At 74.5% G+C, this 25,224-nt stretch carries 21 protein-coding genes; 8 read left to right on the forward strand and 13 right to left on the reverse strand.

The window, feature by feature from the left end; genetic code table 11:
• Window positions 1-6 precede the first annotated feature (6 nt).
• The 3 genes from ACYVM4_RS10630 (at window position 7) to ACYVM4_RS10640 (ending at window position 4,335) form a co-directional block, all read left to right on the forward strand.
• Entirely contained in the window at window positions 7-1,281 is a 1,275-nt protein-coding gene (locus tag ACYVM4_RS10630; RefSeq protein WP_460668545.1) for an O-antigen ligase family protein, read from the forward strand.
• A complete protein-coding gene (locus ACYVM4_RS10635; protein ID WP_460668546.1) occupies window positions 1,278-2,804 on the forward strand; it encodes a lipopolysaccharide biosynthesis protein in 1,527 nt (508 codons plus the stop codon). Before ACYVM4_RS10630 ends, ACYVM4_RS10635 begins: the two co-directional genes overlap by 4 nt.
• Before the next feature lie 169 nt (window positions 2,805-2,973).
• Window positions 2,974-4,335, forward strand: coding sequence for a hypothetical protein (locus ACYVM4_RS10640; protein ID WP_460668547.1), 1,362 nt, complete (start codon window positions 2,974-2,976; stop codon window positions 4,333-4,335).
• A 70-nt stretch (window positions 4,336-4,405) separates the two neighbouring features.
• Here the strand turns inward: ACYVM4_RS10640 and ACYVM4_RS10645 are convergent, their stop codons facing one another.
• Window positions 4,406-5,353 (reverse strand): 4-(cytidine 5'-diphospho)-2-C-methyl-D-erythritol kinase, encoded by a 948-nt coding sequence (locus tag ACYVM4_RS10645; protein ID WP_460668548.1) that lies wholly within the window; start codon window positions 5,351-5,353, stop codon window positions 4,406-4,408.
• A gap of 180 nt (window positions 5,354-5,533) precedes the next feature.
• Complete coding sequence (gene rsmA, locus ACYVM4_RS10650) at window positions 5,534-6,451, reverse strand: 16S rRNA (adenine(1518)-N(6)/adenine(1519)-N(6))-dimethyltransferase RsmA (protein ID WP_460668549.1); 918 nt, start codon at window positions 6,449-6,451, stop codon at window positions 5,534-5,536.
• Window positions 6,452-6,975: 524 nt separating this feature from the next.
• On the opposite strand from rsmA, the gene ACYVM4_RS10655 reads away from it, so the two are divergent.
• Window positions 6,976-7,872: a DUF559 domain-containing protein gene (locus ACYVM4_RS10655; RefSeq protein ID WP_368821762.1), complete on the forward strand. Its 897-nt coding sequence runs from the start codon at window positions 6,976-6,978 to the stop codon at window positions 7,870-7,872.
• Window positions 7,873-8,132: 260 nt separating this feature from the next.
• Here the strand turns inward: ACYVM4_RS10655 and ACYVM4_RS10660 are convergent, their stop codons facing one another.
• The gene (locus tag ACYVM4_RS10660; protein WP_368821761.1) at window positions 8,133-9,146 is read right to left on the reverse strand and encodes a TatD family hydrolase; all 1,014 of its coding nucleotides are present in this window, start codon (window positions 9,144-9,146) and stop codon (window positions 8,133-8,135) included.
• A 204-nt stretch (window positions 9,147-9,350) separates the two neighbouring features.
• Between ACYVM4_RS10660 and ACYVM4_RS10665 the strand changes: the two genes are divergently transcribed.
• The 3 genes from ACYVM4_RS10665 to ACYVM4_RS10675 all read left to right on the forward strand — a co-directional run bounded on the left by ACYVM4_RS10665 (window position 9,351) and on the right by ACYVM4_RS10675 (window position 14,073).
• Window positions 9,351-10,301 (forward strand): AAA family ATPase, encoded by a 951-nt coding sequence (locus tag ACYVM4_RS10665; protein ID WP_387608025.1) that lies wholly within the window; start codon window positions 9,351-9,353, stop codon window positions 10,299-10,301.
• 53 nt (window positions 10,302-10,354) lie between these two features.
• Window positions 10,355-11,668 (forward strand): DUF58 domain-containing protein, encoded by a 1,314-nt coding sequence (locus ACYVM4_RS10670; protein ID WP_460668550.1) that lies wholly within the window; start codon window positions 10,355-10,357, stop codon window positions 11,666-11,668.
• Window positions 11,669-11,751: 83 nt separating this feature from the next.
• Window positions 11,752-14,073, forward strand: a complete 2,322-nt coding sequence (locus ACYVM4_RS10675; protein WP_460668551.1) for a transglutaminase family protein — start codon at window positions 11,752-11,754, stop codon at window positions 14,071-14,073.
• A gap of 141 nt (window positions 14,074-14,214) precedes the next feature.
• Here ACYVM4_RS10675 and cynS read toward each other — a convergent pair whose 3' ends face one another.
• The 6 genes from cynS to rsmI form a co-directional block, all read right to left on the reverse strand.
• Complete coding sequence (gene cynS, locus ACYVM4_RS10680; protein WP_368821754.1) at window positions 14,215-14,664, reverse strand: cyanase; 450 nt, start codon at window positions 14,662-14,664, stop codon at window positions 14,215-14,217.
• A complete protein-coding gene (locus ACYVM4_RS10685) occupies window positions 14,661-14,810 on the reverse strand; it encodes a hypothetical protein (RefSeq protein WP_368821752.1) in 150 nt (49 codons plus the stop codon). The genes cynS and ACYVM4_RS10685 overlap by 4 nt, the downstream gene beginning before the upstream one ends.
• Window positions 14,807-15,649: a formate/nitrite transporter family protein gene (locus ACYVM4_RS10690; RefSeq protein WP_368821751.1), complete on the reverse strand. Its 843-nt coding sequence runs from the start codon at window positions 15,647-15,649 to the stop codon at window positions 14,807-14,809. The genes ACYVM4_RS10685 and ACYVM4_RS10690 overlap by 4 nt, the downstream gene beginning before the upstream one ends.
• A gap of 283 nt (window positions 15,650-15,932) precedes the next feature.
• Window positions 15,933-16,847: a tectonin domain-containing protein gene (locus ACYVM4_RS10695; protein ID WP_460668575.1), complete on the reverse strand. Its 915-nt coding sequence runs from the start codon at window positions 16,845-16,847 to the stop codon at window positions 15,933-15,935.
• Between the two features lie 119 nt (window positions 16,848-16,966).
• Complete coding sequence (locus ACYVM4_RS10700; protein WP_460668552.1) at window positions 16,967-17,740, reverse strand: lysyl oxidase family protein; 774 nt, start codon at window positions 17,738-17,740, stop codon at window positions 16,967-16,969.
• Between the two features lie 752 nt (window positions 17,741-18,492).
• Window positions 18,493-19,398, reverse strand: a complete 906-nt coding sequence (gene rsmI / locus ACYVM4_RS10705; protein WP_460668553.1) for a 16S rRNA (cytidine(1402)-2'-O)-methyltransferase — start codon at window positions 19,396-19,398, stop codon at window positions 18,493-18,495.
• A 77-nt stretch (window positions 19,399-19,475) separates the two neighbouring features.
• Between rsmI and ACYVM4_RS10710 the strand changes: the two genes are divergently transcribed.
• Window positions 19,476-21,119, forward strand: a complete 1,644-nt coding sequence (locus tag ACYVM4_RS10710) for a dolichyl-phosphate-mannose--protein mannosyltransferase (protein ID WP_460668554.1) — start codon at window positions 19,476-19,478, stop codon at window positions 21,117-21,119.
• Between the two features lie 52 nt (window positions 21,120-21,171).
• Here ACYVM4_RS10710 and ACYVM4_RS10715 read toward each other — a convergent pair whose 3' ends face one another.
• From ACYVM4_RS10715 to ACYVM4_RS10730, 4 genes are all read right to left on the reverse strand, one after another.
• Complete coding sequence (locus ACYVM4_RS10715) at window positions 21,172-22,197, reverse strand: TIGR01906 family membrane protein (protein ID WP_460668555.1); 1,026 nt, start codon at window positions 22,195-22,197, stop codon at window positions 21,172-21,174.
• Between the two features lie 269 nt (window positions 22,198-22,466).
• Window positions 22,467-23,747, reverse strand: a complete 1,281-nt coding sequence (locus ACYVM4_RS10720; RefSeq protein ID WP_460668556.1) for a L,D-transpeptidase — start codon at window positions 23,745-23,747, stop codon at window positions 22,467-22,469.
• A 158-nt stretch (window positions 23,748-23,905) separates the two neighbouring features.
• Window positions 23,906-24,229: a hypothetical protein gene (locus ACYVM4_RS10725; RefSeq protein WP_368821743.1), complete on the reverse strand. Its 324-nt coding sequence runs from the start codon at window positions 24,227-24,229 to the stop codon at window positions 23,906-23,908.
• Window positions 24,230-24,576: 347 nt separating this feature from the next.
• Window positions 24,577-25,212: a DUF3499 family protein gene (locus ACYVM4_RS10730; protein WP_460668557.1), complete on the reverse strand. Its 636-nt coding sequence runs from the start codon at window positions 25,210-25,212 to the stop codon at window positions 24,577-24,579.
• Window positions 25,213-25,224: the final 12 nt, after the last annotated feature.

A 25,224-nucleotide genomic window follows, 5' to 3' on the forward strand; every position in this document is an offset into this window, starting at 1 on the left:
GCGGCCGTGGCGCTCCTGGCCTCCTCGGTGGTGCGGCCGGCCCCGGTCCGCCGCACCACCGGCGCCCTGCCCGCCTGGCCGCTGCTCGTCCTGTTCTGGGGACTGCCCCTGATCTGGGCCTCCGGCGCCCTGCAGTTCGCTCCGGCGCTGCTCGCCGTGGTCATGCTCTTCCTGCTCGTGCTCCACCGCTCGGTGACGGTCCCGTGGCCGGCGTGGGTGCTCCTGGTGTTCCTGCTGTGGATGGCGGCGAGCTCGGTGCAGATCGAGGGGTTCGGCTCCTGGATGGGCTTCGCGCTGCGCTGGGTGAACATCTTCGCCGCGCTGATCTACGTCGTCTACTACTGGAACGCCCGGGAGACGCTGGACCACCGGCGGTTCCTGCGGGCCGCCGTCGTCGCGTGGGCGACGCTCGTGGGCCTCGGCCTGCTGACGTTCGTGATCCCCGAGGCGCGGCTGACCACCCCGATCGGCCTGCTGCTGCCGGAGGGGATCACCTCCAACGCGCTCGTGCAGAACTTCTTCTTCCCGCCCCTGGCGGAGGTCCAGATGCCCTGGGGCGCACCAGAGCCCTACAACCGGCCGGCGGCCCCGTTCCCGTACACCAACGGGTGGGGCTCCGGGTTCGTGCTCCTCACTCCCCTGGTGCTCGCCTACCTCACCACCGTCCGCTTCCGCGCCCGGCACCTGCTGATCGTCGCCGGGCTGCTGGCCTCGCTCGCCCCGGCCGTGGCCACGACCAACCGGGGCATGTTCCTCGGCATCGCGGTAGCGCTCGGGTACGTGATGGTCCGGATGGTCCTGCGGGGCCGGATCGGGGTGGCCCTGGCCGGGCTCGCGGGCGTGGCCGCCGTCGGCGGGTGGCTCGTGGCCAGCGGCGCCGTCGAGCGGATCCTGGGCCGGCAGGAGTACAGCGACAGCACGGGCACGCGCTCCGACCTGTACCGGGACACCTTCCTGGCCACCCTGGACTCCCCGCTGCTGGGCTACGGGGCGCCCCTGTACGACGAGACCGTCGGCATCGAGATGGGCACCCAGGGCTACGTCTGGACCCTCATGTTCTGCTACGGGCTCGTGGGCCTGGGCCTGTTCGTGGCCTACCTGCACGGGACCACGCTGGTGACCCTGAAGGTCCGCACCACCACCGGGCTGCTCGTGCACTCCGCGCCCGTGGCCGCGTGCCTGTTCTTCACCTACTACGGCCTCGACGCGGTGCAGTTCATCCTGATCAGCCTGAGCCTGGCCGTGCTGCTGCGCTCCCGGCGCTACGGGGAGGGGTTGTGACCCCGCAGCCGCTGGCGCGCTCGGGCTCGCTCACCTTCGCCTTCGTGGTCACCGGCGCGGGTCTCGCCTTCGCCGCCACGCTGGTGGTCTCCAACGCCTCGGGCGCGGCGGCGGCCGGTCAGTTCTTCCAGGTGGTGGCCGTGCTGGCGATCGCCACGACCCTGTCCACCTTCGGCGCCGACACCGGGCTGGTGCGGGCGGTCCCCGCCCTCACCGCCCGGGGCCAGGGCTCCGCGGTGCCCGGGGTGCTGCGGATCGCGGGCCGGCCGGTGCTCGTGCTCGCCGCCGGCGTCGCCGCCACCGCGGCCGTGCTCACGGCCCTGCCCGGGGTCCTGCCCGACGGCGTGGGCCCCGCCGTGCTGCTGGCGGCGCCCTTCCTCGTGCTGGGCGCCGTGCTCAACCTCGCCTTCGGCGCCCTGCGCGGACTGCACCGGGTGCCGACCTTCTCCTTCCTGCAGAACGTCGTGCTGCCCTCGCTGCGGGTGCTCGGCGTCCTCGGCGTCGTCGTCGCCGGCGGCGGGCTGCTCGCCCTCACGGCGGCGTGGACGGCGCCGGTCGCCGTGGTCGCCGTGCTCGCCCTCGTGCTCCTGCGCCGGTGCCTGCGCGAGCTGCGCGACCGGCCCGGGGCCGCTCCCCCGCCGGAGGCGGCCGAGCAGCGGCGGGCGTTCTGGTCCTTCTCCTCGGCCCGCGGCGTCACCGCGGTGGTCGAGGCGCTGCTCGAGTGGCTCGACGTGCTGCTCGTGGCCGCGTTCCTGGGCCCCGCCGCGGCCGGCGTCTACGGCGTGGTCAACCGGTGCATCCGGGTGGGCGCCATGCTCGACCACACCGCGCGCATGGTCACCGGCCCGTCCATCAGCGCGGCGCTGGCGGTCGACGACCTCGCCACCGCCCGCTCCGTGTTCACCCGCACCACCGCCGTGCTCGTGGCCGGCGCCTGGCCCTTCTACCTCACCCTGCTGCTGTTCGGGCCGGTGGTCCTGTCCTTCTTCGGCGAGGGCTTCGAGTCCGGCTACCCCGCGATGCTCGTCATCGCCTCCGCCATGCTCCTGGCCGTCTCGGCCGGCGGCGTGCAGTCGCTGCTGCTGATGGCCGGGCGCAGCCGCTGGCAGCTGATGAACAAGTCCGCCGCCCTGGCCGTGGCCGTGGCCCTGAACCTGTGGCTGATCCCGCAGTGGGGCCTGGTCGGAGCGGCCACGGCGTGGGCGGCGTCCGTGCTCACCGACACGGGACTGGCCCTGTTCCAGTCCGTGCGGCTGCTCGGCATCGCCCCGCGCTGGTCCGTGGTGGGCGCCATCGCCGCGGCCGCGGCGGTGCTCACGGGGGGAGGCGGACTGCTGGTCCGCGCCCTGCTCGGCACCACCACCACCGGCCTGCTCGTCCACCTCGCACTGACCGGTCTGCTCGTGACCGGCGCCGCGGCGGTGCTCCTGCTCCGGCGCCGCACCGCCGTCCGGGGGACGGACGCCGAGGCCTGTGGTCCGAAGAGGCCACGGGATCACAAGGTCCTGCTGTGGTCCCGTTGAGTTTGCATCTGTAACATTCAAATCGATCGACATCGGATCAGGACGCCGCCGGCCGGGCTGGACTCGGCAGCGCTTCCCGAAGCCGGGGTCGGTGATCCGCCGGGGGTGGACCACCGAGCACGGCCGCTCCATCCGAGACGACCCGCGATCCACCAGGGGGGAAATCCACATGAGTGAGACTCTGAACACCATCGGCTCCGAACGGCGCCGAACCCGGGACGACACCGCCCGGACCCGGCCGCACCGCCCGGAGCCGGCAGACCCGACGCCGGCGTGGCGCCGCGTCCTGCGCCGATGGCCCACGATCGTCAGCACCTGGCTCGTCGTGCTGGCCGCGGCCCTCGTGGCGGGTCTGCTGTGGCCGCCGTCCTACCAGGCGACCGCCTCGATGACCGTCACGCCGAGCGCGGTGAACCCGCTCACGGGCGACGCCGGCTTCGAGGAGGTCGAGATGCAGACGGAGATGGCCACGATGGCCTCCCAGCGCATCACCCTGCGGGCCGCCGCCCTGCTGCAGGACGTCCCCGTCGAGGAGGCCGACCCGGCGCTGGCCGAGGACCTGCTCGAGCGGCTCTCGACCACCGCCCCGGACGACACCCAGGTGCTCCGCGTGACGGTGACCGCCGACGACCCCAACCAGGCCGCCGAGCAGGCCGACGCCCTGGCCACCGCCTACCTCGCCGACCGCGGCGAGGACGTGCAGACCACCGCCGACGACACCCTGAAGCGCATCGACGAGTCCATCGCCGGCCTCGAGCGGAGCGACGACGGCTCCTCCAGCCTGCGGCAGCTGCGCGAGCAGCGCACCGCCCTCGCCCTCATCGCCCCGACGCCGGGCCGCGTGATCAGCGAGGCCACGCCGCCGCAGGAGCCCTCCTCCGCCGGCATCCCGCTCTTCCTCGCCGGCGGCGTGGTCGGCGGACTGGTCCTCGGCGCCCTCGCCGGTGCGCTCCGGGAGCGGGCCGACCGCAGCGTGCGCCGGCCCGACCGGCTCGCCGACGCCACCGGCTCGCCCGTCGTGGTGCTGAGCTCCGTGGACGACGAGGACGGCGCGCTCGAGCTGCTGCGCCGGCTCTCCCAGGACGAGGACCGCGCGGTGCCGCGGCCGGGCTCCCGGATCGCCGTGCACTCGTCCCTGCCCGGACAGGCCACGGTCGTCGTCCAGGCACTGGACGCCGTGGTCTCCTCGTGGGGCGGCACCGTGGAGGTCGTGGACGCCCACACGCTCACGGACGCCGTGGGCCCGCTGGGCGACACGAACTGGCTGGGCATGGACGACACCACGCCCTCGCTGCTCGTGGCCACCGTCCCGCCCCGGGCCGGGGCGGCCGAGCTGGCCGCCCTGACCGACCGGGTGGACGGCGTGGTCCTGGCCGTGGAGCCCCGGGGCCGGCTGCGCCGGTTCCGCGAGCGGTTCGAGCGGCTCAGCGGCCGCGGCGCCGCGGTGGTCCCCGCGTTCGTCGTGCAGCGCCAGGCGCGCCCGGGCACGGATGCCGTGCCGGCCCAGGACGCCCGGCCGCAGCACCACTGATCGTCCACCGGCGCCGCCTGAACCCGGGAGGTCAGGTCAGATCCAGGCGCCGGCGGCCGGACGCCAGGGGTCAGGGAGCACGCACCGCGAGAGCGGGCGCTCCCTGACCCCTGAGCACGTCCGCGAGGCCCTCCGCCGCCGCGGCGTCCGCCACCAGGTGCGCCACCGTGGGCCCGGACCCGGACACGAAGCTCGCCAGGGCGCCGGCGGCCGCGCCCGCGGACAGCACCGGCTCCAGCTGCGGGGCGAGGGAGAGCGCCGCGGCCTGCAGGTCGTTGGCCAGCAGCGGCGCCAGCTCTCCGGCCGCACCGGAGCCCAGGTGCTCCTCGAGGCCCCTCGGCAGCCGCGGCGGCGGGACGTCCTCGTCCGCGCGCAGGCGGTCCAGCTCGGCGTAGACGGCGGGCGTCGACAGACCCGCCTCCGCCGCCACGAGGACCAGGTGCAGCGGCGCCCCGACCGCCACCCGGCGCAGCCGGGCTCCCGTCCCGGTGCCGACCGCCGCCCCGCCCGTCAGCGCGAACGGCACGTCGGCGCCGAGACCGGCCGCAAGACCCAGCAGCGCGTCGTCGTCGAGCGCTGGGCTCCCGAGGACGCGGGCGGCGAGCCGGTTCACGGCGACCAGTGCCGCCGCGGCGTCCGCGGAGCCCCCGCCCATGCCGCCGGCCACGGGCACGGCCTTGTCGATCTGCAGGCGCAGTCCGCCCACCAGAGGCGGGAACCGCGCGAGCACCGCCTCGGCGGCCCGGACCGCCAGGTTGGACCCGTCGGTGGGCACCGAGTCCAGGGAGAAGGTCCCGCGGTCGAGCTGCTGGGCCACGAGCGAGCCCGGGACCGCCGCCACGCCCACGGTGGTGCCGGTGCCGCCGGTCAGCGTGGCCGTCACGGTCTCGCCCGTGCTGACCGCGCAGTACAGGCTCGCGACGTCGTGGTAGCCGTCCGCGCGCGGCGGGCCAGCGGCGAAGAAGAGGTTGACCTTGCCGGGCGCCTCGGCGCACTCGGTGAGCTGTGCCGTGGTCATGCGCCGCGCACCCCCGCCCTCGGGCCCGCGGGACAGAACGGGTCGACCATGCCGGGCGCACCGGCGCGCTCCGCGAGCTGTGCCGTGCTCATGCGCCGCGCACCCCCGCACTCCGGCCCGCAGGGTAGAACAGGTGGACCTCGCCGGGCGCACCGGCGCGCTCCGCAAGCTGTGCCACGCTCATGCGCCGCGCACCCCGGCGGTCAGACCCGCGGCGGCACCGGCCTGCGCGATCCGGGCGAACTCGTGGACGTCCAGCTTCTCGCCGCGCTCCCCCGGGTCGATCCCGGCCGCCTCGAGGATCTTTCCCGCCGCCGCGGCGGAACCCGCCCACCCGGCGAGGGCGGCCCGCAGGGTCTTGCGCCGCTGCGCGAAGGCGGCGTCCACCGCCGCGAAGACCAGCTCCCGGTCCACGTCCGCCACCGGCTGCTCGCGGCGCACGAAGCGCACCAGCCCCGAGGCGATCTTCGGGGCCGGCCAGAAGACGTTCTTCCCGATGGTCCCGGCCTTCGTGACCTCGGCGTACCAGGAGGCCTTGACCGACGGCACCCCGTAGACCTTAGAGCCCGGTGCCGCGGCCAGCCGGTCCGCGACCTCCTCCTGGACCATGACCAGCCCGCGGCGGATCGAGGGGAAGCGGGCCAGCAGGTGCAGCAGCACCGGGACGGCCACGTTGTAGGGCAGGTTCGCCACCAGGGCGGTCGGCGCGGCGGGCAGCTCCTCGACGCGCATGGCGTCCTGCTCGAGCACGGTCAGACGTCCCGCCAGCTCGGGGCGCAGCCGCTCCACCGTGTGCGGCAGCTGCGCCGCCAGCGGGGGGTCGATCTCCACGGCCACGACCTGCTCGGCGGCGTCCAGCAGCCCGAGGGTCAGCGATCCCAGGCCCGGTCCCACCTCGAGCACCGTCTCGTGCTCCCCCAGCCGCGCGGCGGCGATGATCCGCCGGATCGTGTTGGGGTCGATCACGAAGTTCTGCCCGAGCGTCTTGGTCGGCCGGATCCTGAGCTGCTCGGCGAGCGCCCGGATCTCCGCGGGCCCTAGCAGGGGGCGGGCGGCGGGCTCTGGCGCGGCTGGCTCTGGCGCGGTGGATTCTGTCACCGGGACATCGTATCGGCCGCCCGCCCCGCCGCCCTCTCTCCCCAGCCACCCATGCCGCCGCCGAGCCCCAGCCATCCATGCCTCCCTCTCCCCCAGCCACCCATGCCGCCGCCGAGCCCCCACACCCCTGCAACGTCATCCCGCCGAGCCCACATACTCAAGCGCCCCGATGCCGCCGAGACCCCAAGTCGAGCACGTCAATGCGGTCGAACCCCCAAATTCCTGTCGTCTTGGCGCTCCTCCCGCCACTGAGTCCCCGTGTTCCAGCTCCTGCCGGCGCCGAGTCCCCATACCCAGGCACCCCTCGACCACCGAGACCCCATGTTCCAGCTCCTCTCGGCGCCGAGTCCCCAGTGATGCTCCACGCCCCCACGAATCCGCATGGGGAAATGCCACCGCATTGGGGGCTCGGCGGGGCCGTCATCCCCACTCCCCATTGCCGTGCTGCGTGCCCGCTCCACGGACTTTTCCCCGGGCACGGCGGAGTCCACCCACCAGGACTCCGTCGGGTCTATCAACGGGTCATGACCGACATCATGAGTCTCGCCCAGCTGCATGACACCGGCCTCAGCAGCCACGAGATCCGGCGCCGCGTCCGCGACGGAGAACTCCACCGGATCCACCCGGGATACTTCACAGCGTCGGACACCTATTCGCGGCTCAGACCCGAGGAGCAGTCGCTGCTCAGGCACCGGGCGCTCAGCCGGGCCGCCTCCGTGCCACCGGTCTTCTGTCTCGCCTCGGCCGCCGTGCTGCACGGCCTGGAGCTTCGGCGCGTCCCGGCCCGCCTGCACACGCTCACCCGGCCCGGCCAGGGAACCCACAACGGGTACGCCGGCGTCGTCAGGCACCAGGAACCGCTGGCGGAGACGGACATCGTCACGGTCCACGGTCTGCGCGCCACCACGGGCGAACGAACACTGCTGGACTGCGCCCGTCTGCTGCCCTTCACCGACGCCGTGGTCCTGGCGGACCAGGCGCACCGTTTCGGTCTCACACGGACCCGTCTGGAGGAGCGCCTGCCGGAGTGGACAGGCCGGCGGGGCGTGCGGAGGGCTCAGCGCGTGCTGGACGCCATGGACGCGCGCTCCGAGTCCGTGGGCGAGACCCTCACCCGGCTCATGCTGGCGGAGTCCGTCCTGCCGTTGCCGGAGCTGCAGTGGGTGATCGTGGGCCGGACGGGGACCTACCGGGCCGACTTCGCGTGGCCCGAGCAATGGCTGGTGCTCGAGTTCGACGGCGAGGTCAAGTACGGCGACGCCCCCGCCACCGTGATCCGCAACGAGCGGAGACGGGAGATCGAGATCCAGGAACTGGGGTGGACAGTCATCCGAGTAGGGTGGCACGACGTCGTGCGCACCCCTGCCGCGACCGTCGACCGCATCGCGTCCGCTCTGCTCCGCTCGGCCGCCGCCCGCTGAGCCACGCCGCACCGCGCTGCACTGTCGCTGGCCCGCCGCTGAACCGCCGAGTCCCCAAGGTGCTTCTGTTTCACCAGAAATATCTTGGGGAACTGCGACCACTTTGGGGACTCGACATGTGGGGGCACCGGGATGTGGGGACTCGGCGTCGCAGAGGGGCCAGGCCTTGGGGACTCGACGGGTGGGGCGCCACGACATCAGGGACTCCGCAGGGGGGCAGTCGAGGCTGGGGACTCGGCGTGGAAAGGGGATGTGGTCGCTCAGAAGCGGCCGTACACCTCGACCGTGTTCGCCCAGAGGCGCTCGCACAGCGGCTCCAGCTCCTGCTCCAGGATCCCGGCCATGCCCCGCACCGTGTAGTTGACCACATAGCTCGCGTTGGGCCGGCCCCGGTACGGGTGCGGGGTGAGGAACGGCGCGTCGGTCTCGGTGAGCACCAGCTCGGGGCGGGCGGTGCGCAGCGCGGCCTTGAGATCGTGACTGTTCTTGAAGGTGACGGTCCCGGAGAAGGACATGTACCAGCCGTGCTCGTTGCAGGTGCGCGCGAGCTCAGCGTCCCCGGAGAAGCAGTGGAACACGGTGCGCTCGGGGGCGCCCTCCTCCAGCAGGACGGCGACGACGTCGGCGTGGGCGTCCCGGTCGTGGATCTGCAGCGCCTTGCCGGTCTCCTGGGCGAAGCGGATGTGCTCCCGGAAGGACCGCTTCTGGTGCTCCCGCCCCTCCCCCTCGGTGCGGTAGTAGTCGAGGCCGGTCTCGCCGAAGGCCCGGACCCGTTCGTGCTCCCCCAGGGAACGGATCGCGGCGAGCGCCTCGTCGAGGGTCCCGGCGGCCGCCAGCTTCGGCGCCTCGTTGGGGTGCAGCGCCACGGCGGCCAGGACTCGCGGGTCGGCCTGGGCGGCGGCCACGGCGAAGCGGGAGGACGGGACGTCGCAGCCGACCTGCACGAGCCCGCCCACCCCGGCGAGGGCGGCGGCGTCCGCGGCGTCCCGCACGGAGACCTGCACCCGGCCGTCCTGCAGGTCCAGGTGGGTGTGGTTGTCGGCCACCGGGTGCGGCAGCGGCTCCGGCGCGGGCGGATAGGCGAGGTTGCGGCGGCGCCCGTCGTCGGCCTGGGCCGAACGGCGGCGGGTGCCCTCCCCGGCGGGGACGTCCTCGGGCACGGCGTAGTGCTCCGGCTCGTAGGCGGCGGGGGCCGCACCCGGGGCGGGAGCGGGCCGGGCGGCGGGGTCCGGCCACAGGGAGGCGGCGAGGAGGGTGGCGTTGGGGTCGGTCACGGGCGGCACCTCAGGAGGTCTCGGGGAGCGGATCGAGCAGGACATCGGGAAGCGGATAGGGCAACGGATCGGGCAACGGTACGGGACACGGTCGGACGGGGGATGCACGAGGGACGGGAAACACGCGGGCACCGACCAATCTACGAGCTGGGACCGGGCAGACATACTGGGAGCAGCAGACGCGAGCAGGAAGCCGAGGAGCCCATGGAGTCCTTCCCCCAGTACACGCAGGCGATCCTGGACCGGATCAACACGGTGATCGACGGCAAGCCGGAGGCGGCGCGCACGGCCCTGAGCGTGCTGCTGGCCGGCGGGCACCTGCTGGTCGAGGACGTGCCGGGCGTGGGCAAGACCATGCTGGCGCGCACGCTGGCCACCGCGATCGGCGGGACGGTCTCGCGCGTGCAGTTCACCCCGGACCTGCTGCCCACGGACATCACGGGCGTCTCGGTCTACGACCAGGCCCGGCGCGAGTTCGAGTTCAAGCCCGGCCCGGTGTTCGCCAACGTAGTGATCGGGGACGAGATCAACCGGGCGTCGGCCAAGACCCAGTCCGCGCTGCTCGAGTGCATGGCGGAGGGACAGGTCACCGCCGACGGCACGACCTACCGGCTGTCGACCCCGTTCATGGTGGTGGCCACGCAGAACCCCGTGGAGATGGACGGCACGTTCCCGCTGCCGGAGGCGCAGCGGGACCGGTTCACGGCCCGGATCTCGATGGGCTACCCGGACACCGAGGCGGAGATGACGATGCTCACCGACCACGGCGGCGGCTCCCCGCTGGAGGGCCTGCAGCCGGTGGTCTCCCTGGAGGACGCGGCCCGCCTGGTGGCGCACGTGCGCGGCATCCACGTCTCGGACGCGGTGCGCGCCTACATCGTGGCCCTGGGCCAGGCCACGCGCTCGCACCCGCAGATCCGGCTGGGCGCCAGCCCCCGGGCGCTGCTCCAGCTGCAGGCGGCGGCCCGCGCGGAGGCCGCCCTGAGCGGGCGCGAGTACGTGCTGCCCGACGACGTGCGGGCGGTCGCGGTGCCGGTGCTCGCCCACCGCCTGATCCTGGACCGCCGCGCCGGCACCGACTCCGCGGAGGAGCTGGTGCGGGCGGTGCTGGACGAGGTGCGGGTCCCGGCCGAGCACACTCCCCGGACCCGATGAGGCGCCGGCCGGAGCCGGGGCGCACGGCGGAGGGCGAGCGGGCGGAGCGACCCGTGGACTCCCGCGCCCGGTTCACGGGGCGCGGCTGGGCCTTCCTGGGGGCGGGCGCCGTGTGCCTGCTGCTGGCCACCTGGCTGGGGCGCAAGGACGTGCTAGCGCTGGCGCTGTTCCTCGGCGGGGCACCCCTGTTCGCGGCCCTGTCCCTGTACGTGGTGAAGCCGAGGGTGCTGCTCAAGCGCGGCGTGGACCCGGCGCTCGTGACGGCCGGGGACTCCGCCGTGGTGCGGCTGCGCGTGCGGCACCGGACCCGGCGCGGCGGGACGGTCACCGGGGCGGTCGCCGTGCACGAGACGGTGCCGGAGCCGCTGGGCGGGGACCGCGAGCTGAGCGTGGAGGCCGGCGGGGAGCCCGCCGCCTACACCGTGCGCCCGCGCCGCCGCGGCGTGTACGCCCTGGGGCCGGCCACCGTGCGGGTCGCCGACCCGTTCGGTCTCGCCGCCGAGCTGCTCGACGCCTCCGAGCGCACGTCCCTGCACGTGGCGCCGGACCCCGTGGAGCTGCCGGAGATCAGCGCCGACCGGCTGCGGGAGTCCGGCACCGACCCGTCCCGGACGGCGCTGCCGCAGCCGGGCCCGGACAACGTCACCACCCGCGAGTACCGGCACGGAGACCCCATGCGGCGGGTCCACTGGGCGGCCTCCGCCAAGCACGGCCAGCTGATGGTCCGCCAGGAGGACCCCCGCAGCACCCGCCGCCTCACCCTGGTCCTCGACCGCGACGAGACCTCCTGGCCCGGGGAGCGGCTGTGGGCCGGCGTGCTCCCCAGCACCGCCGAGTTCGAGTGGGCCGTGTCCTTCACCGCCGCCGTGCTCGAGCACCTCACCCAGCGCGAGACCGCCCTGCACGCCCTCGACACCTTCGGACGCCCCCTGCCCCGCGGCGGGGAGGACGACGACGCCGCCCCCGCCCGCACCCGCGCCACCGCCGTCACCGACGACGGCGCCGAGGACGCCCGGCACGGGCTGGCGCGGGTCCGTCCTGAGCCCGCACCGCAGGAGACGGCGACCGGTGGGACAGTGGCGGACGCGCTGGCCGACCGGTTCGACCGCGACGGCCTGGTCCACCCCGTGCTGCTGGTCTCGGGGGACCTCTCCGCGGCGGCCGCCGAGCGGGTTCTGCGCGGCACGCAGCGGGCGGCCGCCGGCAGCGCGGTGCTGGTGACCTCCTCCCCCGGAACGGTCCCGGACGGGGCGGGAGTGCTCGAGGCGGCGGGCTGGTCCGTCGTCGTCGTGCCCGCCTCCGCCGCGCTCGAGGACGCGTGGGCGCAGCTGGGCACCGGGGCCCGCGCGGCCGGGGCCGTCCGGTGAGCGCCGCCGTCCGCGCTCCCTCGGCCCCCCGCCCGCCGGAGACTCCTGCACCCCCGGAGGCTCCCGGAACGGGCCGCCGCCCGGTGCGCGCCCTCCTGGGCCTGGCCGGCACGGTCCTGGTGGCGGTCGGGCTGTCCCTCGTGGCGCTGACCGGCGTCCTCGACGGCGCCGGCTGGGTCCCCGGTGCCCTGCTCGCCGCCCTCGCCGTGGTCGCCGCGACCACGACGTCCCGGGTGCTGCGGCTGCCGGGCCCGCTGGCGCCCCTGTTCGGCGCCGGCGCCCTGGTGCTCGTGCTCACGGTGCTGCACCTGCGCGAGCCCGCGCTGCTCGGCCTCGTCCCCACCCCCGGGAGCCTGGCCCTCGGCGCGGAGCTGTGGCGGGAGGCCGCGGGGATCGTCGCGGAGCGGCCCGCCCCGTACCCGGAGGCCGCGGCGCTCGCGTTCGTCGCCGCCCTCGCGACGGGCGCCGTGACCCTGTTCGTGGACACCGTGCTCGTGGCGCTGCGGCTGCCGGGGGTCAGCGCGCTCGGCGTGCTGGCGCTGCTGGTGGCGCCCGCCCTGGTGCTGCCGGAGAGCGTGGGACCGGCCGGGACGGCGGCCGCCGTGCTCGCGGCCCTGGTCCTGCTCGGCGGCGCGCGGCGCTTCGGCGCGGTGCGGGAGCCCCGCACCGCCGCGGCGCCCGGGAGCTGGCCGCGGGCCCTCGTGGTGGGCGCCGGCGTGCTCGCGGTGACCCTGCTGGTCCCGGGCCTGGTGCCCGGCTTCGTCAACGGCGCGTTCCCCCAGGGCAGCGGCCCGGCCGGCGACCGCGCCTCGGGTGTGGGGCCGCTGCGGGCCGTGGGGCAGGACCTGCGCTCCGCGGAGCAGCTGCCGCGCCTGGAGTACACGACGAGCGCGGACGAGCCCGAGCTGCTGCGGGTGCTCACCCTCGCCGACTTCTCCGGGGCGGAGTGGTTCCCGGACGCCACCGGGCTGGACCCGCAGCTCGACGAGCTCGGGCCCACCCCGCTGCACCCGGTGGGCGACGGCCCCGAGCGCAGCACCGCCGTGGAGCTGCGGGACTGGTCCGAGCGCTGGCTGCCGCTGCCGTGGGCGCCCGTGGACGTGGCGGGGCTCGACAACGACGGCTGGGCCTGGAGCCCACGGGACCTCACCGTGCACGGCGAGCAGGTCCCGCCGGAGGGCACCGCCTACGAGGTCCGCTCGATCGTGCCCGAGCCCACGTCCGCCCAGCTGCGCGAGGCCCCCGCCGCGCCGGACTCCCCGGAGCTCGCCCCGTTCCGCGAGCTGCCCGGCGACACCCCGGCCGCGCTCCGGGAGGCCGCCCGGGAGCGGGCCGGGGACGCCCCCACCGCGTTCGACCAGGCCCTGGCCCTGCAGGAGTGGCTGCGCTCGGACGAGTTCCGCTACGACGTGAACGCCCCGCTCGAGCAGGGCTACGACGCCGACGGCATGGCCTCCCTCGAGGAGTTCCTGGCCGTGCGCACGGGCTACGCCGGGCACTTCGCCCCGGCGATGGCCGTCATGGCCCGGGATCTCGGCATCCCGGCCCGCGTGGCGGTCGGCTACCTGCCGGCCACCGGATCCGGCGCCGGACCGGGCGGCGCGCCGGAGGCCGACGAGCCGTTCGGGGACCCGGCGGACCCGGGCGCCTTCGCGGTCCTGCCCCGTGACGCTCACGCGTGGCCGGAGCTGTGGTTCGAGGGCTCCGGGTGGGTGCGCTTCGAGCCGACCCCCGGCACCGGCGACCTCCCCGGCTACGCCGCCGAGGGGCCGCAGGACGGGGACGGGCAGTCGCAGGAGGGCGAGGGCACCGCGGAGCCGACCGGCGAGCCGACCGACGCCCCCACCCCGGCGAGCACGGCGGACAGCCCCGACGAGGACGCGTCCTCCGCCGAGCCGACCGCGGTGCCGACCCCCGAGGTCCCCGCCGCACCGGAGCCCGAGGAGGACGCCGGCCCTGCCGCGTGGCTGCCCTGGCTGGCCGGGTTCCTGGCCGCCGCGCTGCTGGCCCTGCTGGCCGCCCTCCCCCGTCTCCTCCGGTCCCGGCGGCGCCGGCGCCGGATGCGGGTGCTGGGCGACGAGCAGGCCCCGGCGGCGCAGCGGGCCCTGGCGGGGTGGGCGGAGGTCGAGGACCTCGGCGTCGACCACGGGCTGGGCCGCGCCGCCGCGGAGACGCCCCGGGCCTACGTCGACCGGCTCGGCGCCGTGGTGCCGGCGGCCGCGGCGCCGCTCGGGCGGCTCGGCCGGGACGTCGAGCGGGCCCTCTACGCGCCGGGCACCACGGCGTGGTCGCCCGAGGCGGGACCGGAGGACGTCGCGGCGCTGCGGACGGACCTCGCCGGGCGCGGCGGGCCCGGAGCACGGCGCGCACGATGGCTCCCCCGCTCGGTGACGACCCGACGCTGAGCATCGGCCGCTGAGCATCGGCCGCCGACCTGAGCCGAACGCCGAGTCCTCCGGTGCTCGCATCTCCCCCGATCGATCCGGGGGAGATGCGAGCACCCGGAGGACTCGGCGCAGGAGTTCAGGGAGGTCAGGAGTGGGGAGTCACCACTTGTAGTCGAGGAACTTCCCGTCGAACGTGACCACCACGCGGTCGCCGTCCGGGTCGGGTCGGCGTGAGACGTCGACCCGGAAGTTGATCGCGCTCATGATCCCGTCGCCGAACTCCTCGTGGATGAGCTCCTTGAGAGCCGGCCCGTAGACGGAGAGCGCCTCCACGAAGCGGTAGACCGTGGGGTCCGTCATCCGCGCCGGGTCGGCGCCGCGGGACGGCTGCTGCTGGAGGCTCTCGGCGACCGTCCCGTCCAGCCCCAGGAGGTCACAGACCTGCCGCGCCTGCTCCGGGGTCATCGGGTGTTGGCCCAGCAGCGCGGCGGTCGTCCAGACGTGCGGGGCGCGGATCTCGTCGGCGATCTCACGCCAGGACAGGCCGCGGCGCACGCGCGCCGCCACCACGAGCCCGGCGGCGTCGGACTTGGTCAGGATCGGGGTCATGTGGGGCTCCTCGGGGAGACGGCGAACTTGGTCGGGACGACGGCGAGCACGGCAGGGAGAGCGGCGAGCCGGTCGGGGAGGACACCCTCGAGCCACTGCAGGATGCAGTGGCAGAGGGGCGGCCGGACGGGGGATGCCGCGCTCACGCGGCCGGGACGCGCTCCTGCTGCAGGGCCGGCCCGGTGCGGGGAGCCCCGGTGCGGGCGTGGGTGGCGTACAAGGTGAGCCCCACGAAGGTGAGCCCGCCCACCAGGTTGCCGAGCACGGTGGGGATCTCGTTCCACACGAGGTAGTCCATCACCGAGAACCCGCCGCCGAGCAGCAGGCCGGAGGGGAACAGGAACATGTTGACGATCGAGTGCTCGAACCCCATGTAGAAGAACAGCATGATGGGCATCCACATCGCGATGACCTTGCCGGAGACGCTGGTGGACATCATCGCGGCGACCACCCCGGTGGAGACCATCCAGTTGCACAGGACGGCGCGGACGAACAGCGTCAGCATCCCGGCGGCGCCGAACTCGGCGTAGCCGACGGTCCGGCCCTCGCCGATCTCGCCGATCCGGCTGCCGACCTCGTCCGGGGGCAGGGAGAAGCCGTAGGTGAAGATGACCGCCATCAGGACGGCCACGACGAACGCGCCGGCGAAGTTGCCGGTGAACACCAGGCCCCAGTTGCGCAGCATCGAGCGGACGGTGACGCCCGGACGCTTGTCGATGAGGGCCAGGGGCACGAGGGTGAACACGCCGGTGAGGAGGTCGAAGCCCAGCAGGTACAGCAGGCAGAACCCGACCGGGAAGAGCACGGCCCCGAGCAGCGGCTGGCCCGTCTGCACGGTGACGGTGACCGCGAACGCCGCGGCGAGCGCGAGGATGGCACCGGCCATGAAGGCACGGATCAGGGTGTCGCGGGTGGACATGGCGACCTTCGCCTCTCCGGCGTCAATCATCTTCGTGACGAAGTCGGCGGGCATCACATAGGACATGGCATGGCTCCGGTGCTGGACGGTCAGGAGGACGCCGGGGCCCGCGCGGCACGTGCCCGGGTCCCGGCACTGCCGAGTCTGACGGGGCGATGTTTCGGCACCGTGTCCCCGTCCGCCCCCGGGAGTCAACTCCGCCTCACCGGGGCGCGGCGCGCCCGTGAGGCGGCGTCCGGACCGGCCCCACCCTCCCAGCGCGCCCGGGCGGTCACTGCATGCCGTCGTCTGACGCTCTTTCACGTTTCACGGGGTCAGACCCCGAACAGGGAACCCGAGACCCGCAGGCTCACGTCCCGCGCAGGAGCCGGTCGTCGTCGGTCACCACGTAGGGGAAGCCGTCAGGGTCGACACTGATCTTCACAGCGCCGCCGGGTGCGGTTGCCCAGTCCTCGCCGTTCCAGGTGGCGATGCCGTGGCCCCCGGGGGCCGAATCCGTTCCGGTGATCCACACTGCTCCGTTGGCGCCTACCCCGATGTCCTGGGCCTGCCCGGGTTGCTGCGACCACTCGGAGCCGGTCCAGCGGGAGATCCGGTTGTTCTCGTCGATGATCCACGGCTCGCTCTGGTGTCCCACGGCGGGATCGCCCTGCGTGGCGACGTCGATGGCGACAGCATTACCGGGTGCTTTCTCCCAGCTCGTCTCGGTCCAACGGTAGATGCCGTAGCCGCCAGGCACCGGGTCGGTGCCGACGATCCAGACCGAGCCGTCGGCGCCGATGCCGATGTCGCGGGCGCTTCCCGGTCGATCGATCCAGTCCGAGCCGTTCCACTCGAAGATGCGGCCGTCGGCATCGACGATCCAGGGGTGCCCGCTGGGGCCCACGTCCAGGGCAGCAGCCTCCCGTCCGAGGGCCTCCCATGCCTCACCGTTCCAATAGTTGACCTCAGGGCTACCGGGCCAGCTCTCCGCGCTGAGCGCCCAGACCGACGGGTCTTTACTGATGCCACCAACGCTGATCTCTTGGAACCGACCGGGAAGTTCCGTCCATTCCACCTCGATGGACTGCGGGGGTGGTGACAGCACCTGGTCTGCCGGTGGTGTCCGGGCGGGTCCCGCCTGCGCCGGCACCTCAGGAGGCGCCGTCCCGTCCGGCGTCTCAGATGCGCTGGTGCCGGGCGCACACGCCGTCAGGGTGATCGCCACCAGGAGCGCTGGATAGAGGCCGGCCCGGGCGCGGGACACGGATGTGGGCTTCTGCATCGGGGTCAAGTTCTCCTTGGTACCTGTTGCGCCGGGGTGCACTGCGCGAACGACCTTCAGGGTCCGAGCGCCGGCGGACCCGTCCGGGGCCGGTGGCATCTCGGGCGGTCGTGTGCGGCTCAGCACTCGGTGCCGACGACCTTGACGTCGTGGGAGGTGAGGTCGACCAGCGTCGTGGTGGTGTTGTTCCCCGTGTCGGTCTCCGCCAGCAGTCCGCGCGGGTCAGCGGTGGCTTCCAGGCAGTAGCGTCCCGGCAGAGGCAGCCCGGTCAGGTCGATCCACTGGCCCCACACGTCGAACGAGTACGGGTCGCCCCAACCGACTGATATGCCCTGCGTCACCGTGCGGGTCTCTGTCAGACCTTCCTCGCAGCCGTCGTAGTCAGCCGATTCAGGGGTTTCGCCCGCGGAGGCGCCGGGCAGGCGAACGTCGTCGATGAGGCAGAAGCCCTCCTTGTGCGCAACGCGCGGATGCTCCTCGCCGGGTACCCCCAGGCTGTACTCGGCAGCGTGCTGCAGGTGCCAATGGCTGTGCTTGTCATCCACCGAGTAATCCATCACCGCATCGGTCGGGACGGACTCATGGCCGCCATCGCGCTGGGAGATGCGCTGGACGACGGACATCTGTTCCGTTGAGGTACTGGTCCTGCTCCCGACGAGTTCCAGAGCCCCGTCACCGCGGTTGGCGATCACAGCGGTGAACCGCAGGACGCGACGGCCCTCGAGGATCTGGACGCGATGGTCGCTCAACGGCTCCATCTGCAGATCGGGCAGCCGATCCTCCGGCCCCGCGACACGGTGCGGCGCCGTACCGTGATCCGCGGTCGCCGGCGCCACAACACCCAGCAGCACGCCGGTGGCAACGGTGGCAGCGGTGGCAGCTGTGGCGAGCACAGCCCGAGAAGTCCCCAACACTCAGCATCCCCCTACGCGGTTGGAACCGCACCGCGCCGGCGCAGCCAACAGCCATTCGCACGCGGGTGCGTCCGGCCCAGATGTCCCCCAGTCGCCGCGAAGGATGCGGCGGACGTCAAGCACCACTATGCGATGGCAAACACGCGGCCGTCAACCCACGAGGTCGACCAACGGCTCCTCACCCGGCGTCGCGAGAGGCTCCTCGTGGCCGTGGCACCATGTCCAGCACCCCGCTTCCACGGTGATGCTCCTTCCGGACGCCGAACCTGTCGCATCCGGGCTGGCCGGCCAGGTTCGTCGAGCAGCGCACCAGGGTGAGGAGCTCATGGCGGAGCAGGGGACGGCGTACCGTCCACGCAGCCACGGCCACGCCGACCCCACGTGGCCCGCTTCCGGTCGGACAGCTGCGGAGGGGATGTGCCCGATCCCCGCGGCCCGCTCGGGTCGGCCGCGCAGGCGTCGAGGGACCCGAACGCGGTGCGAGGTCCCGCCCGCCGACGCACCTGTGGGACTCCCGGCGCCGCTGAGGCGGTGGTGCGTGCAAACGCGAGGAGCGGGGCAGTCTCATCTCCTGCCTCCGGTTCGAGGCAGCAGACCTCGCGCCATGGCGCTCGAGACGGAGGAGCGAGGTCGGTCCACGGGAAAGCTCAGCCGACCGCGTTCGGGGCATGTCTTCCATTAGGTCTTGGAGTCGGACTGTGCTGGCTCAAAGACCGGGTGGCAGACATGCCCTAGCCCTTGCGGGCGGCCAGCACCGTCTCGTAGAGCTCCCGCTTGCCCACCCCGGTGCGCTCGGCGACGCGGCCGGCGGCGTCCTTGAGCCGGGTCCCGGCCGCCACGAGCGCCTCGACCTCGGCCACGAGGTCCTCGGGGCGTGCGGCCTCGGGAGCGGGGGCACCGGCGACGACGACGGCGATCTCCCCGCGCACCTGCCCCTGCCCGCACCAGTCGACGAGCTCGGTCAGCGAGCCCCGCACGACCTCCTCGTGCAGCTTGGTGAGCTCCCGGGCCACGACCGCCCGGCGGCCGGGTCCGAACGAGTCCCGCAGCGCGGTGAGCATGACCTCGAGCCGATGCGGGGCCTCGTAGAAGACCATGGTGCGCCGCTCGCCGTCGAGCTCGGCGAGCCGGGCAGTACGCTCCGAGGACCTCCGCGGCAGGAAGCCCTCGAACGTGAACCGGTCCGTGGGCAGACCGGACACGGCCAGCGCCATGAGCACCGCCGAGGGACCGGGGATCGCCGTGACGATCAGGCCCTCGGCGGCCGCGGCCTCGGCGAGCCGGTAGCCGGGGTCGGAGACGGTGGGCATCCCGGCGTCGGAGAGGACCAGCACGGTGCCGCCGGCGCGGACGGCGTCGAGCAGCTCGGCGACCCGTCCGGCCTCGTTGTGCTCGTGGTGGGTGAGCACCCGACCGCGCGTGGTGACGCCGAGCCCGGCGGTGAGCCGGCGCAGCCGCCGGGTGTCCTCCACGGCGAGCACGTCCGCGGTCTCGAGGGCCGCCCGCAGCCGAGGCGGCGCGTCGCCGAGGTTGCCGATCGGGGTGCCCGCCAGGACCACCTGCCCGGGGCCCGCGGCACCGCCTGCGGAGTCGGCGGAGGCGTCGTCGTGGGCGTCGTCGTGGGATTCCGTGTGCACGGGTCCACTCTACGGCGCGCTCCGCCGGGCTGGGCCGGGGGCCGCGGGCGCCGGGAGGCGTCCCCTACGATGACACCGTGAGCTCCTCGGTGCGTGCCCCAGTCCTGGCCCCGGGGCCCCGGCCGGCGGCACCGGTGAGCACCCTGCACCGGTCCCTGGCCCCGGCCGCCCTGCGGGAGCGGCTGCTGCCGGCCCCCGCGGCCGTGGCCCGGCTCGCGTGGCTGGCGCCGCTGCTGGTGGTCCTGCTCGGCGGGCTGCTGCGCTTCCACCGGCTCTCCCACCCGGACGCGATCGTCTTCGACGAGACCTACTACGTGAAGGACTCCTACTCGCTGCTGCTACACGGCTACGAGCGGCAGTGGCCGGAGGGCGCGGACGAGCTGTTCGTGGCGGGCACCCCGCCCGAGGCCCTGGGCACCCCCTCCTACGTGGTGCACCCGCCGGCCGGGAAGTGGCTCATCGCGTTCGGCATGTGGCTGCTCGGCGCCGAGGACCCCCTGGGGTGGCGCTTCTCCGCGGCCCTGGTCGGGACGCTCTCCATCGCGCTGGTGTGCGCCGCCGGGTGGCTGCTCTTCCGCTCCGTCACCGTGGCCACGCTGGCGGGGCTGTTCACCGCCGTGGACGGCCTGCACCTGGTGCAGTCCCGGCTCGCGATGCTGGACGTGTTCCTCATGTTCTTCGTCCTGCTCGCGTTCGTCCTGCTCCTGCTGGACCGGGAGCACGGGCGCCGCCGCCTGGTCGCCCGGCTGGGCATGGCCCCGGGGCACGGCGTCCCCGAGGCGGAGCTGCTGCGCCGCCTGGAGTGGGGTCCGTGGCTGGGCGTGCGCTGGTGGCGGATCGCGGCGGGCGCGGCCTGCGGGCTCGCGGTCGGCGTGAAGTGGAGCGCCCTGTTCCTGGTGGCCGGGCTGGGCGTGCTCACGGTGCTGTGGGACCTCAACGCCCGCCGGGTGGCCGGGGTGCGGCGCTGGCTGCTCGCGGGGGTGCTCAAGGACGGCGTGCCCGCGTTCCTCGCGGTCGTCGGGACGGGCCTGGTGGTCTACGTGTCCACCTGGGCGGGCTGGTTCGCCTCCGAGGACGCCTACGACCGCGCCTGGGCGCAGCAGCACCCGGGCGAGGGCCCCCAGTGGCTGCCCGCGCCCCTGCGCTCGCTGTGGGCCTACCACTCCTCCGCCTACGGTTTCCACAGCGGCCTGGGCACCGATCACTCCTACGAGGCGCTGCCCTGGCTGTGGCTGACCCTGGGCCGGCCCACCTCCTACTTCTACGAGGACCCGGAGCAGGGCACGGCCGGGTGCGCGGCGGAGCACTGCTCGCAGGCGATCCTCAACATCGGCAACCCGCTCCTGTGGTGGACCGGGATCGCCGCCGTGCTCGTGGCCGCGTGGCTGTGGGCCGTGCGACGGGACTGGCGCTTCGGGGCGCTGAGCTGCGTGTTCGCAGCCGGGTACCTGCCCTGGTTCCTGTACCCGGAGCGCACCATGTACTACTTCTACGCGCTGCCCGTGCAGCCGGTCCTGATGCTCATGCTCGCCGGCATGCTCGGTCTGGTCCTGGGCCGGCGCGCGGACACCGTGCGCCGCCGGCAGGCAGGTCTCGTGGTGGTCGGCGTGTTCACGGCCGCGGTGCTCCTGCTGAGCGCGCACTTCGCGCCCGTCTGGTACGCGGAGACCGTCGAGTACGCCCAGTGGCGGGAGCGGATGTGGTTCGCCGCCTGGATCTGAACCACGGCGATCCGGTCGACGGCGGCCTCGGCGGCGGGCTCGGCCGGCCGGCTCAGCGACCGGCCAGCCGCCGCTTGAGCTCCTGCCGCCGGCGCACCCGGTCGAGGGCCCGGTGCCGGCGGAACGCGGTGGGCCAGGTGGCGGCCATGACCGCGAGCGCCCCCAGGAAGGCGAGCCCGGCCACCGCGATCGCGGCGTCCATCCAGAACTGGGTGGGGTACAGCCGGATGAGGGTGTCCGAGGCCCGGAACGTCCAGGACCCGTCCGAGAAGAAGAGGGAGTGGAACAGCGCGAAGAACTGCTGCCAGCCGAGCACCGCGGCGACCGCCAGCGCGACCAGCAGCGCGACGGTCAGCCACGAGCCGAAGAACAGGGCGCCGGAGGCGGCGCCCGGGGCCTTCGCCCGCAGGTACAGGCTCGAGACGATGCCGAGCAGCGCCAGGACCGCGACCACGGCGAGCGCGCTCTGCAGCACGATCTTCACATCGGTCATGTGCGCGACCTCGGAGCTCAGGAACAGCTGCGCGCCGTCCGTGTCCTGCAGCCCGCCGAGGAACCCGGACGGAGCCCAGTTCATGACGTAGTCCAGTCCGTAGGAGCCGAAGACCATCCGCTCCTCCGTGGAGAAGCCGTACGCGTCCGCGGGGAAGCCCGGGCGGTGGTACTCCGCCCACAGGAACAGGGGCGTGGCCACCACGCGCACGGCCGCGGCCAGCAGCGCGAGCGGGAGCACGAGCACCAGGAAGACCTGCTGCAGCCGCGGCAGCCGCGGCTCGTCCGCCACCGCGTCCCGGCGCAGCGCGGCCCGGCGGCGGGCCTCCGCGTCCGGGTCGTCGTCCCCCGCGGCCTCGTCGGCCCCGACGGCGCGGGAGCCCCCGCCCGTGCGTCCGGGCGCGCGGCGCGGCCCGGCGCCGCCGGGCTCGCCGGGGCGCCCGTGGTCGTGCTCGTCGTCGTGCGCGGGCTCGGCGGGAACCACGGCGGGGAGCAGGCCCGTCCACACGGGCTCCTCGCGCTGCAGCTCGCCGGTGGGCGGGTCGGCCTGCTGCCAGGGGGCCTTGTCGTTGCTGGGGGTGGCCACGGGCGGGTCCTTCGGTCGGAGGGGAATCAGGGGTCCGGGGCGGGCGGGTCCGCTCCGGCCGGTCCCGATCCTACCCACCGCGGGCCCGCTCCCTCCCCACCGGCCGCACCCGCAGGGCTCCCCCACCGGCTTCCGGCACCGGTCTCCTCCACCCGCGTCCCACCAGGGGCTCTGCGCCGGAGACTCCATGAGCAGGAGCCCGACGGCGGCGACCCCGTGGCAGCAGCTCGACGGCGGAGACCGAGCGGCAGGAGCTCAGCGCCGTGCGCTCACCAGTCGCCCTTCCACTCCTCGTCCGCGTAGTGCTCGAGCGGGATGTTCCAGTCGCCGTACCCGTCGTCGGGATCGGCCTGCGGGTAGCCGGTGCCCACGACCTCCACGACGTCCCCCGGGCGGAACACGTCGTGGATGAACTTCGCCCCCTCGGGCGGCATGCCCACGCACCCGTGGGAGACGTTGGCGATCCCCAGGACGGGCAGCGCGGAGGGCAGCGCCTGGTGCACGAACTCCCCGCTCGCGGTCAGCCGGGACACGTTGGAGGCCCAGAACGTGTCGTACCAGTGCGGGTCCCCCGGCTGCAGGTCCAGGGAGGAGGCCTTGAACAGGTACTCCGGGGCCTGCTCCATGATGACCTTCTGCCCGGTGGTCGAGGGCCAGTCCGGATTGCCCAGGGTCACGGGGAACGTTCCCGCGACCTCGCCGTCCACCCAGGCGGTCAGCGTCTTGGTCTCGTTGTCCACCCGGGCGTAGTGCTCGGCGCCCGTCGAGAAGCTCCGGCGCAGGTCGTGGTTGCCCACCATGCCGTGGCCCACGTCGAGACCGAGCAGGTCGAGGGAGACCGTGATCTCCGAGCGCGGCGCCCACTTCTCGGCCGGACGGTAGCGGAGCAAAGTGTCCGAGTACCAGCGGAAGGCGCCCGCCCGGTCCCCGCCGCCGTCCACGGTGACGGCCTCCTCGACCTGCTCCTTGTTCACGACGGGCTCCGAGAAGGTGAACTCCAGGACCTGCCCGGTGCCGTACACCCCGCCCTCGACGACGTTGAGGCGCGCGTCGACCTCGTGAGCCGCGAGGACGGTCGTGAACGTGCTCGTGCCCGTCGTCGTGGGCCCGGTCCCGGACGCGGCGCTCCAGTGCAGCACGTACGGGGTGTCGAAGGCCAGGTCCGCGGTGCTGGTCCACGTGCGCCCGTCGGCGGAGAGCTCCCCGGGCACCGGTTCGCCGCCGGGGGCGGGAACCAGCACGACGTCGGTCAGCTCGCCACCGTCGGCGCGCACCACGACCGGTTCCACGGGGTTGTGCTCGACGGCCGCGTCCGCGGGAGCGACCGTGACCTCCGCCGGCGCCGCCGTGGCCGGCCGGCTCGAGGACGGCGTGGTCGGGGCGGTGGCGGCCGATGCGGTGGCGGCCGGCTCTGCCGCAGGGGCTCCGGAGGCCTGCGCGCAACCGGTGGCGAGCAGGACCGTCACGGCCCCCAGGGCGAGCAGGCGCCGGGGGGCGGGCAGGGCTCGCAGGGCAGGGGGCACGGGAACCGGGCAGGAGGACAGGGGCATGGGGAACGGCACCTCGGGCGTCAGGGGGCGGGGGGAACGCGGGGGAACGCTGGCGAACTGCTTTCACGATAGGTCCCCCGGACGCGCCCGACCCCACCCGCCGCCCATCGGTCACGAATGTTAACGCCTTCGTGACCCCCGGCGTCCCGGCCGGGGCCTCAACGCCCGGGGGTCAGGCAGGGGATGCCGCGGGTGATCGGGTAGACCGGGTGCACGCCGTCGCGGAACGGGCGGTCGCTCATCAGCCGGTCGGCGTCCACGGGGATCAGCGTCCCGCCCGTCAGGGGGCACCGCAGGATCTCGGCGAGGTCGGGCGCGAGAGCGGCCGCCACCGGGGGCACCGGCTCCGGCTCGGGCGCCGGCAGCGCCCAGGGCGCCGGGCGACGGTCGGCAGGTGCCTCGGGGCGCCCGGCAGGCCTGCTCCCGTGGCGGGCCTCGGTGCGGTGCTCGTGCGTCGGCTGCGTCGTTGCAGGGACGGTCATGGGGGGACTCCTGGTGCTCCGGGGGGAAGAGCCACCCGCACCGGACAGGTGCGGTCTGCGGCTCATCCTAGGGGCGGAGCACCGGTGTGGTCCGGAACCGGCCGGGGACGGGCGGTTCATGTCTCGGGCCGAGCGGTTCAGGCCTCGGGACGGGCGGCTCACGCCTCGGGTCGAGCGGTTCAGGCCTCGGGACGGGCGGCTCACGCCTCGGGCCGGCCAGCTCAGGCCTCGGGACGGGCGGCTCACGCCTCGGGCCGGCCAGCTCAGGCCTCGGGACGGGCGGTTCACGCCTCGGGCCGGCCAGCTCAGGCCTCGGGACGGGCGGTTCACGCCTCGGGCCGGCCAGCTCAGGCCTCGGGACGGGCGGAGCCCCCGAGCGCGGCGGGCCGGCGCAGGTGCGCCCGGCGCAGAGCTGCGGGCACCGGGACGTCGTGCCACGGCACCTCGGGAGCCGGCTCCGGGCTCGGCCGCGAGGCGCTCGCCGGGGCGGGCGTCCGGGGGCTCTCCGGGGCGGGCGGCGGGGCCGTCGTCGGGCCGCTCCGGGCGCCGCTCTCCGGGGCGGGCGTCCGCCGGCCGGTCCGGGGACTCGCAGGGGGGCTCTCAGTGCGCGGGACGGAGGGCTGCGGCAAGGAAGGTCGCGGCGAGGACGGTCGGGGCAGGGAGACGTCACGCAGCACCGTCCGCGGGCGGTCACGGACGGGCGCCGGGGGCTCGCTCTCCCGGACCGCCTCCGCCACGGCACCGATGTCCTCGCGCCGTGCCCGCGCCTCCGGCAGCTCCAGGCGGACGACGCGCCAGCCACGGGGCACGGTGAGCCGGTCCGCGTGCACGGCGCACAGGTCGTAGGCGTGCGGCTCCGCGTGGCCGGCGAGCGGCCCGACCACCGCGGTCGAGTCCGAGTACACGTAGGTCAGGGTCATGACCGCGTCCCGCGTGCAGGTCTGGCGGGAGCAGAGACGGGTGGCGCTGCCGGAAGAGCTCATGGCCCGAAACTA

It is taken from the genome of Kocuria himachalensis, from assembly GCF_054784195.1.

Excerpts from the sequence above, each read along its gene's own strand:
- ACYVM4_RS10655 (WP_368821762.1), top strand. The coding sequence starts at position 6,976 with ATGACCGACATCATGAGTCTCGCCCAGCTGCATGACACCGGCCTCAGC.
- ACYVM4_RS10665 (WP_387608025.1), top strand. The coding sequence starts at position 9,351 with ATGGAGTCCTTCCCCCAGTACACGCAGGCGATCCTGGACCGGATCAAC.
- ACYVM4_RS10640 (WP_460668547.1), top strand. The coding sequence starts at position 2,974 with ATGAGTGAGACTCTGAACACCATCGGCTCCGAACGGCGCCGAACCCGG.
- ACYVM4_RS10695 (WP_460668575.1), bottom strand. The coding sequence starts at position 16,847 with ATGCAGAAGCCCACATCCGTGTCCCGCGCCCGGGCCGGCCTCTATCCA.
- ACYVM4_RS10720 (WP_460668556.1), bottom strand. The coding sequence starts at position 23,747 with ATGCCCCTGTCCTCCTGCCCGGTTCCCGTGCCCCCTGCCCTGCGAGCC.
- ACYVM4_RS10730 (WP_460668557.1), bottom strand. The coding sequence starts at position 25,212 with ATGAGCTCTTCCGGCAGCGCCACCCGTCTCTGCTCCCGCCAGACCTGC.
- cynS (WP_368821754.1), bottom strand. The coding sequence starts at position 14,664 with ATGACCCCGATCCTGACCAAGTCCGACGCCGCCGGGCTCGTGGTGGCG.
- ACYVM4_RS10690 (WP_368821751.1), bottom strand. The coding sequence starts at position 15,649 with ATGTCCTATGTGATGCCCGCCGACTTCGTCACGAAGATGATTGACGCC.
- ACYVM4_RS10645 (WP_460668548.1), bottom strand. The coding sequence starts at position 5,353 with ATGACCACGGCACAGCTCACCGAGTGCGCCGAGGCGCCCGGCAAGGTC.
- ACYVM4_RS10725 (WP_368821743.1), bottom strand. The coding sequence starts at position 24,229 with ATGACCGTCCCTGCAACGACGCAGCCGACGCACGAGCACCGCACCGAG.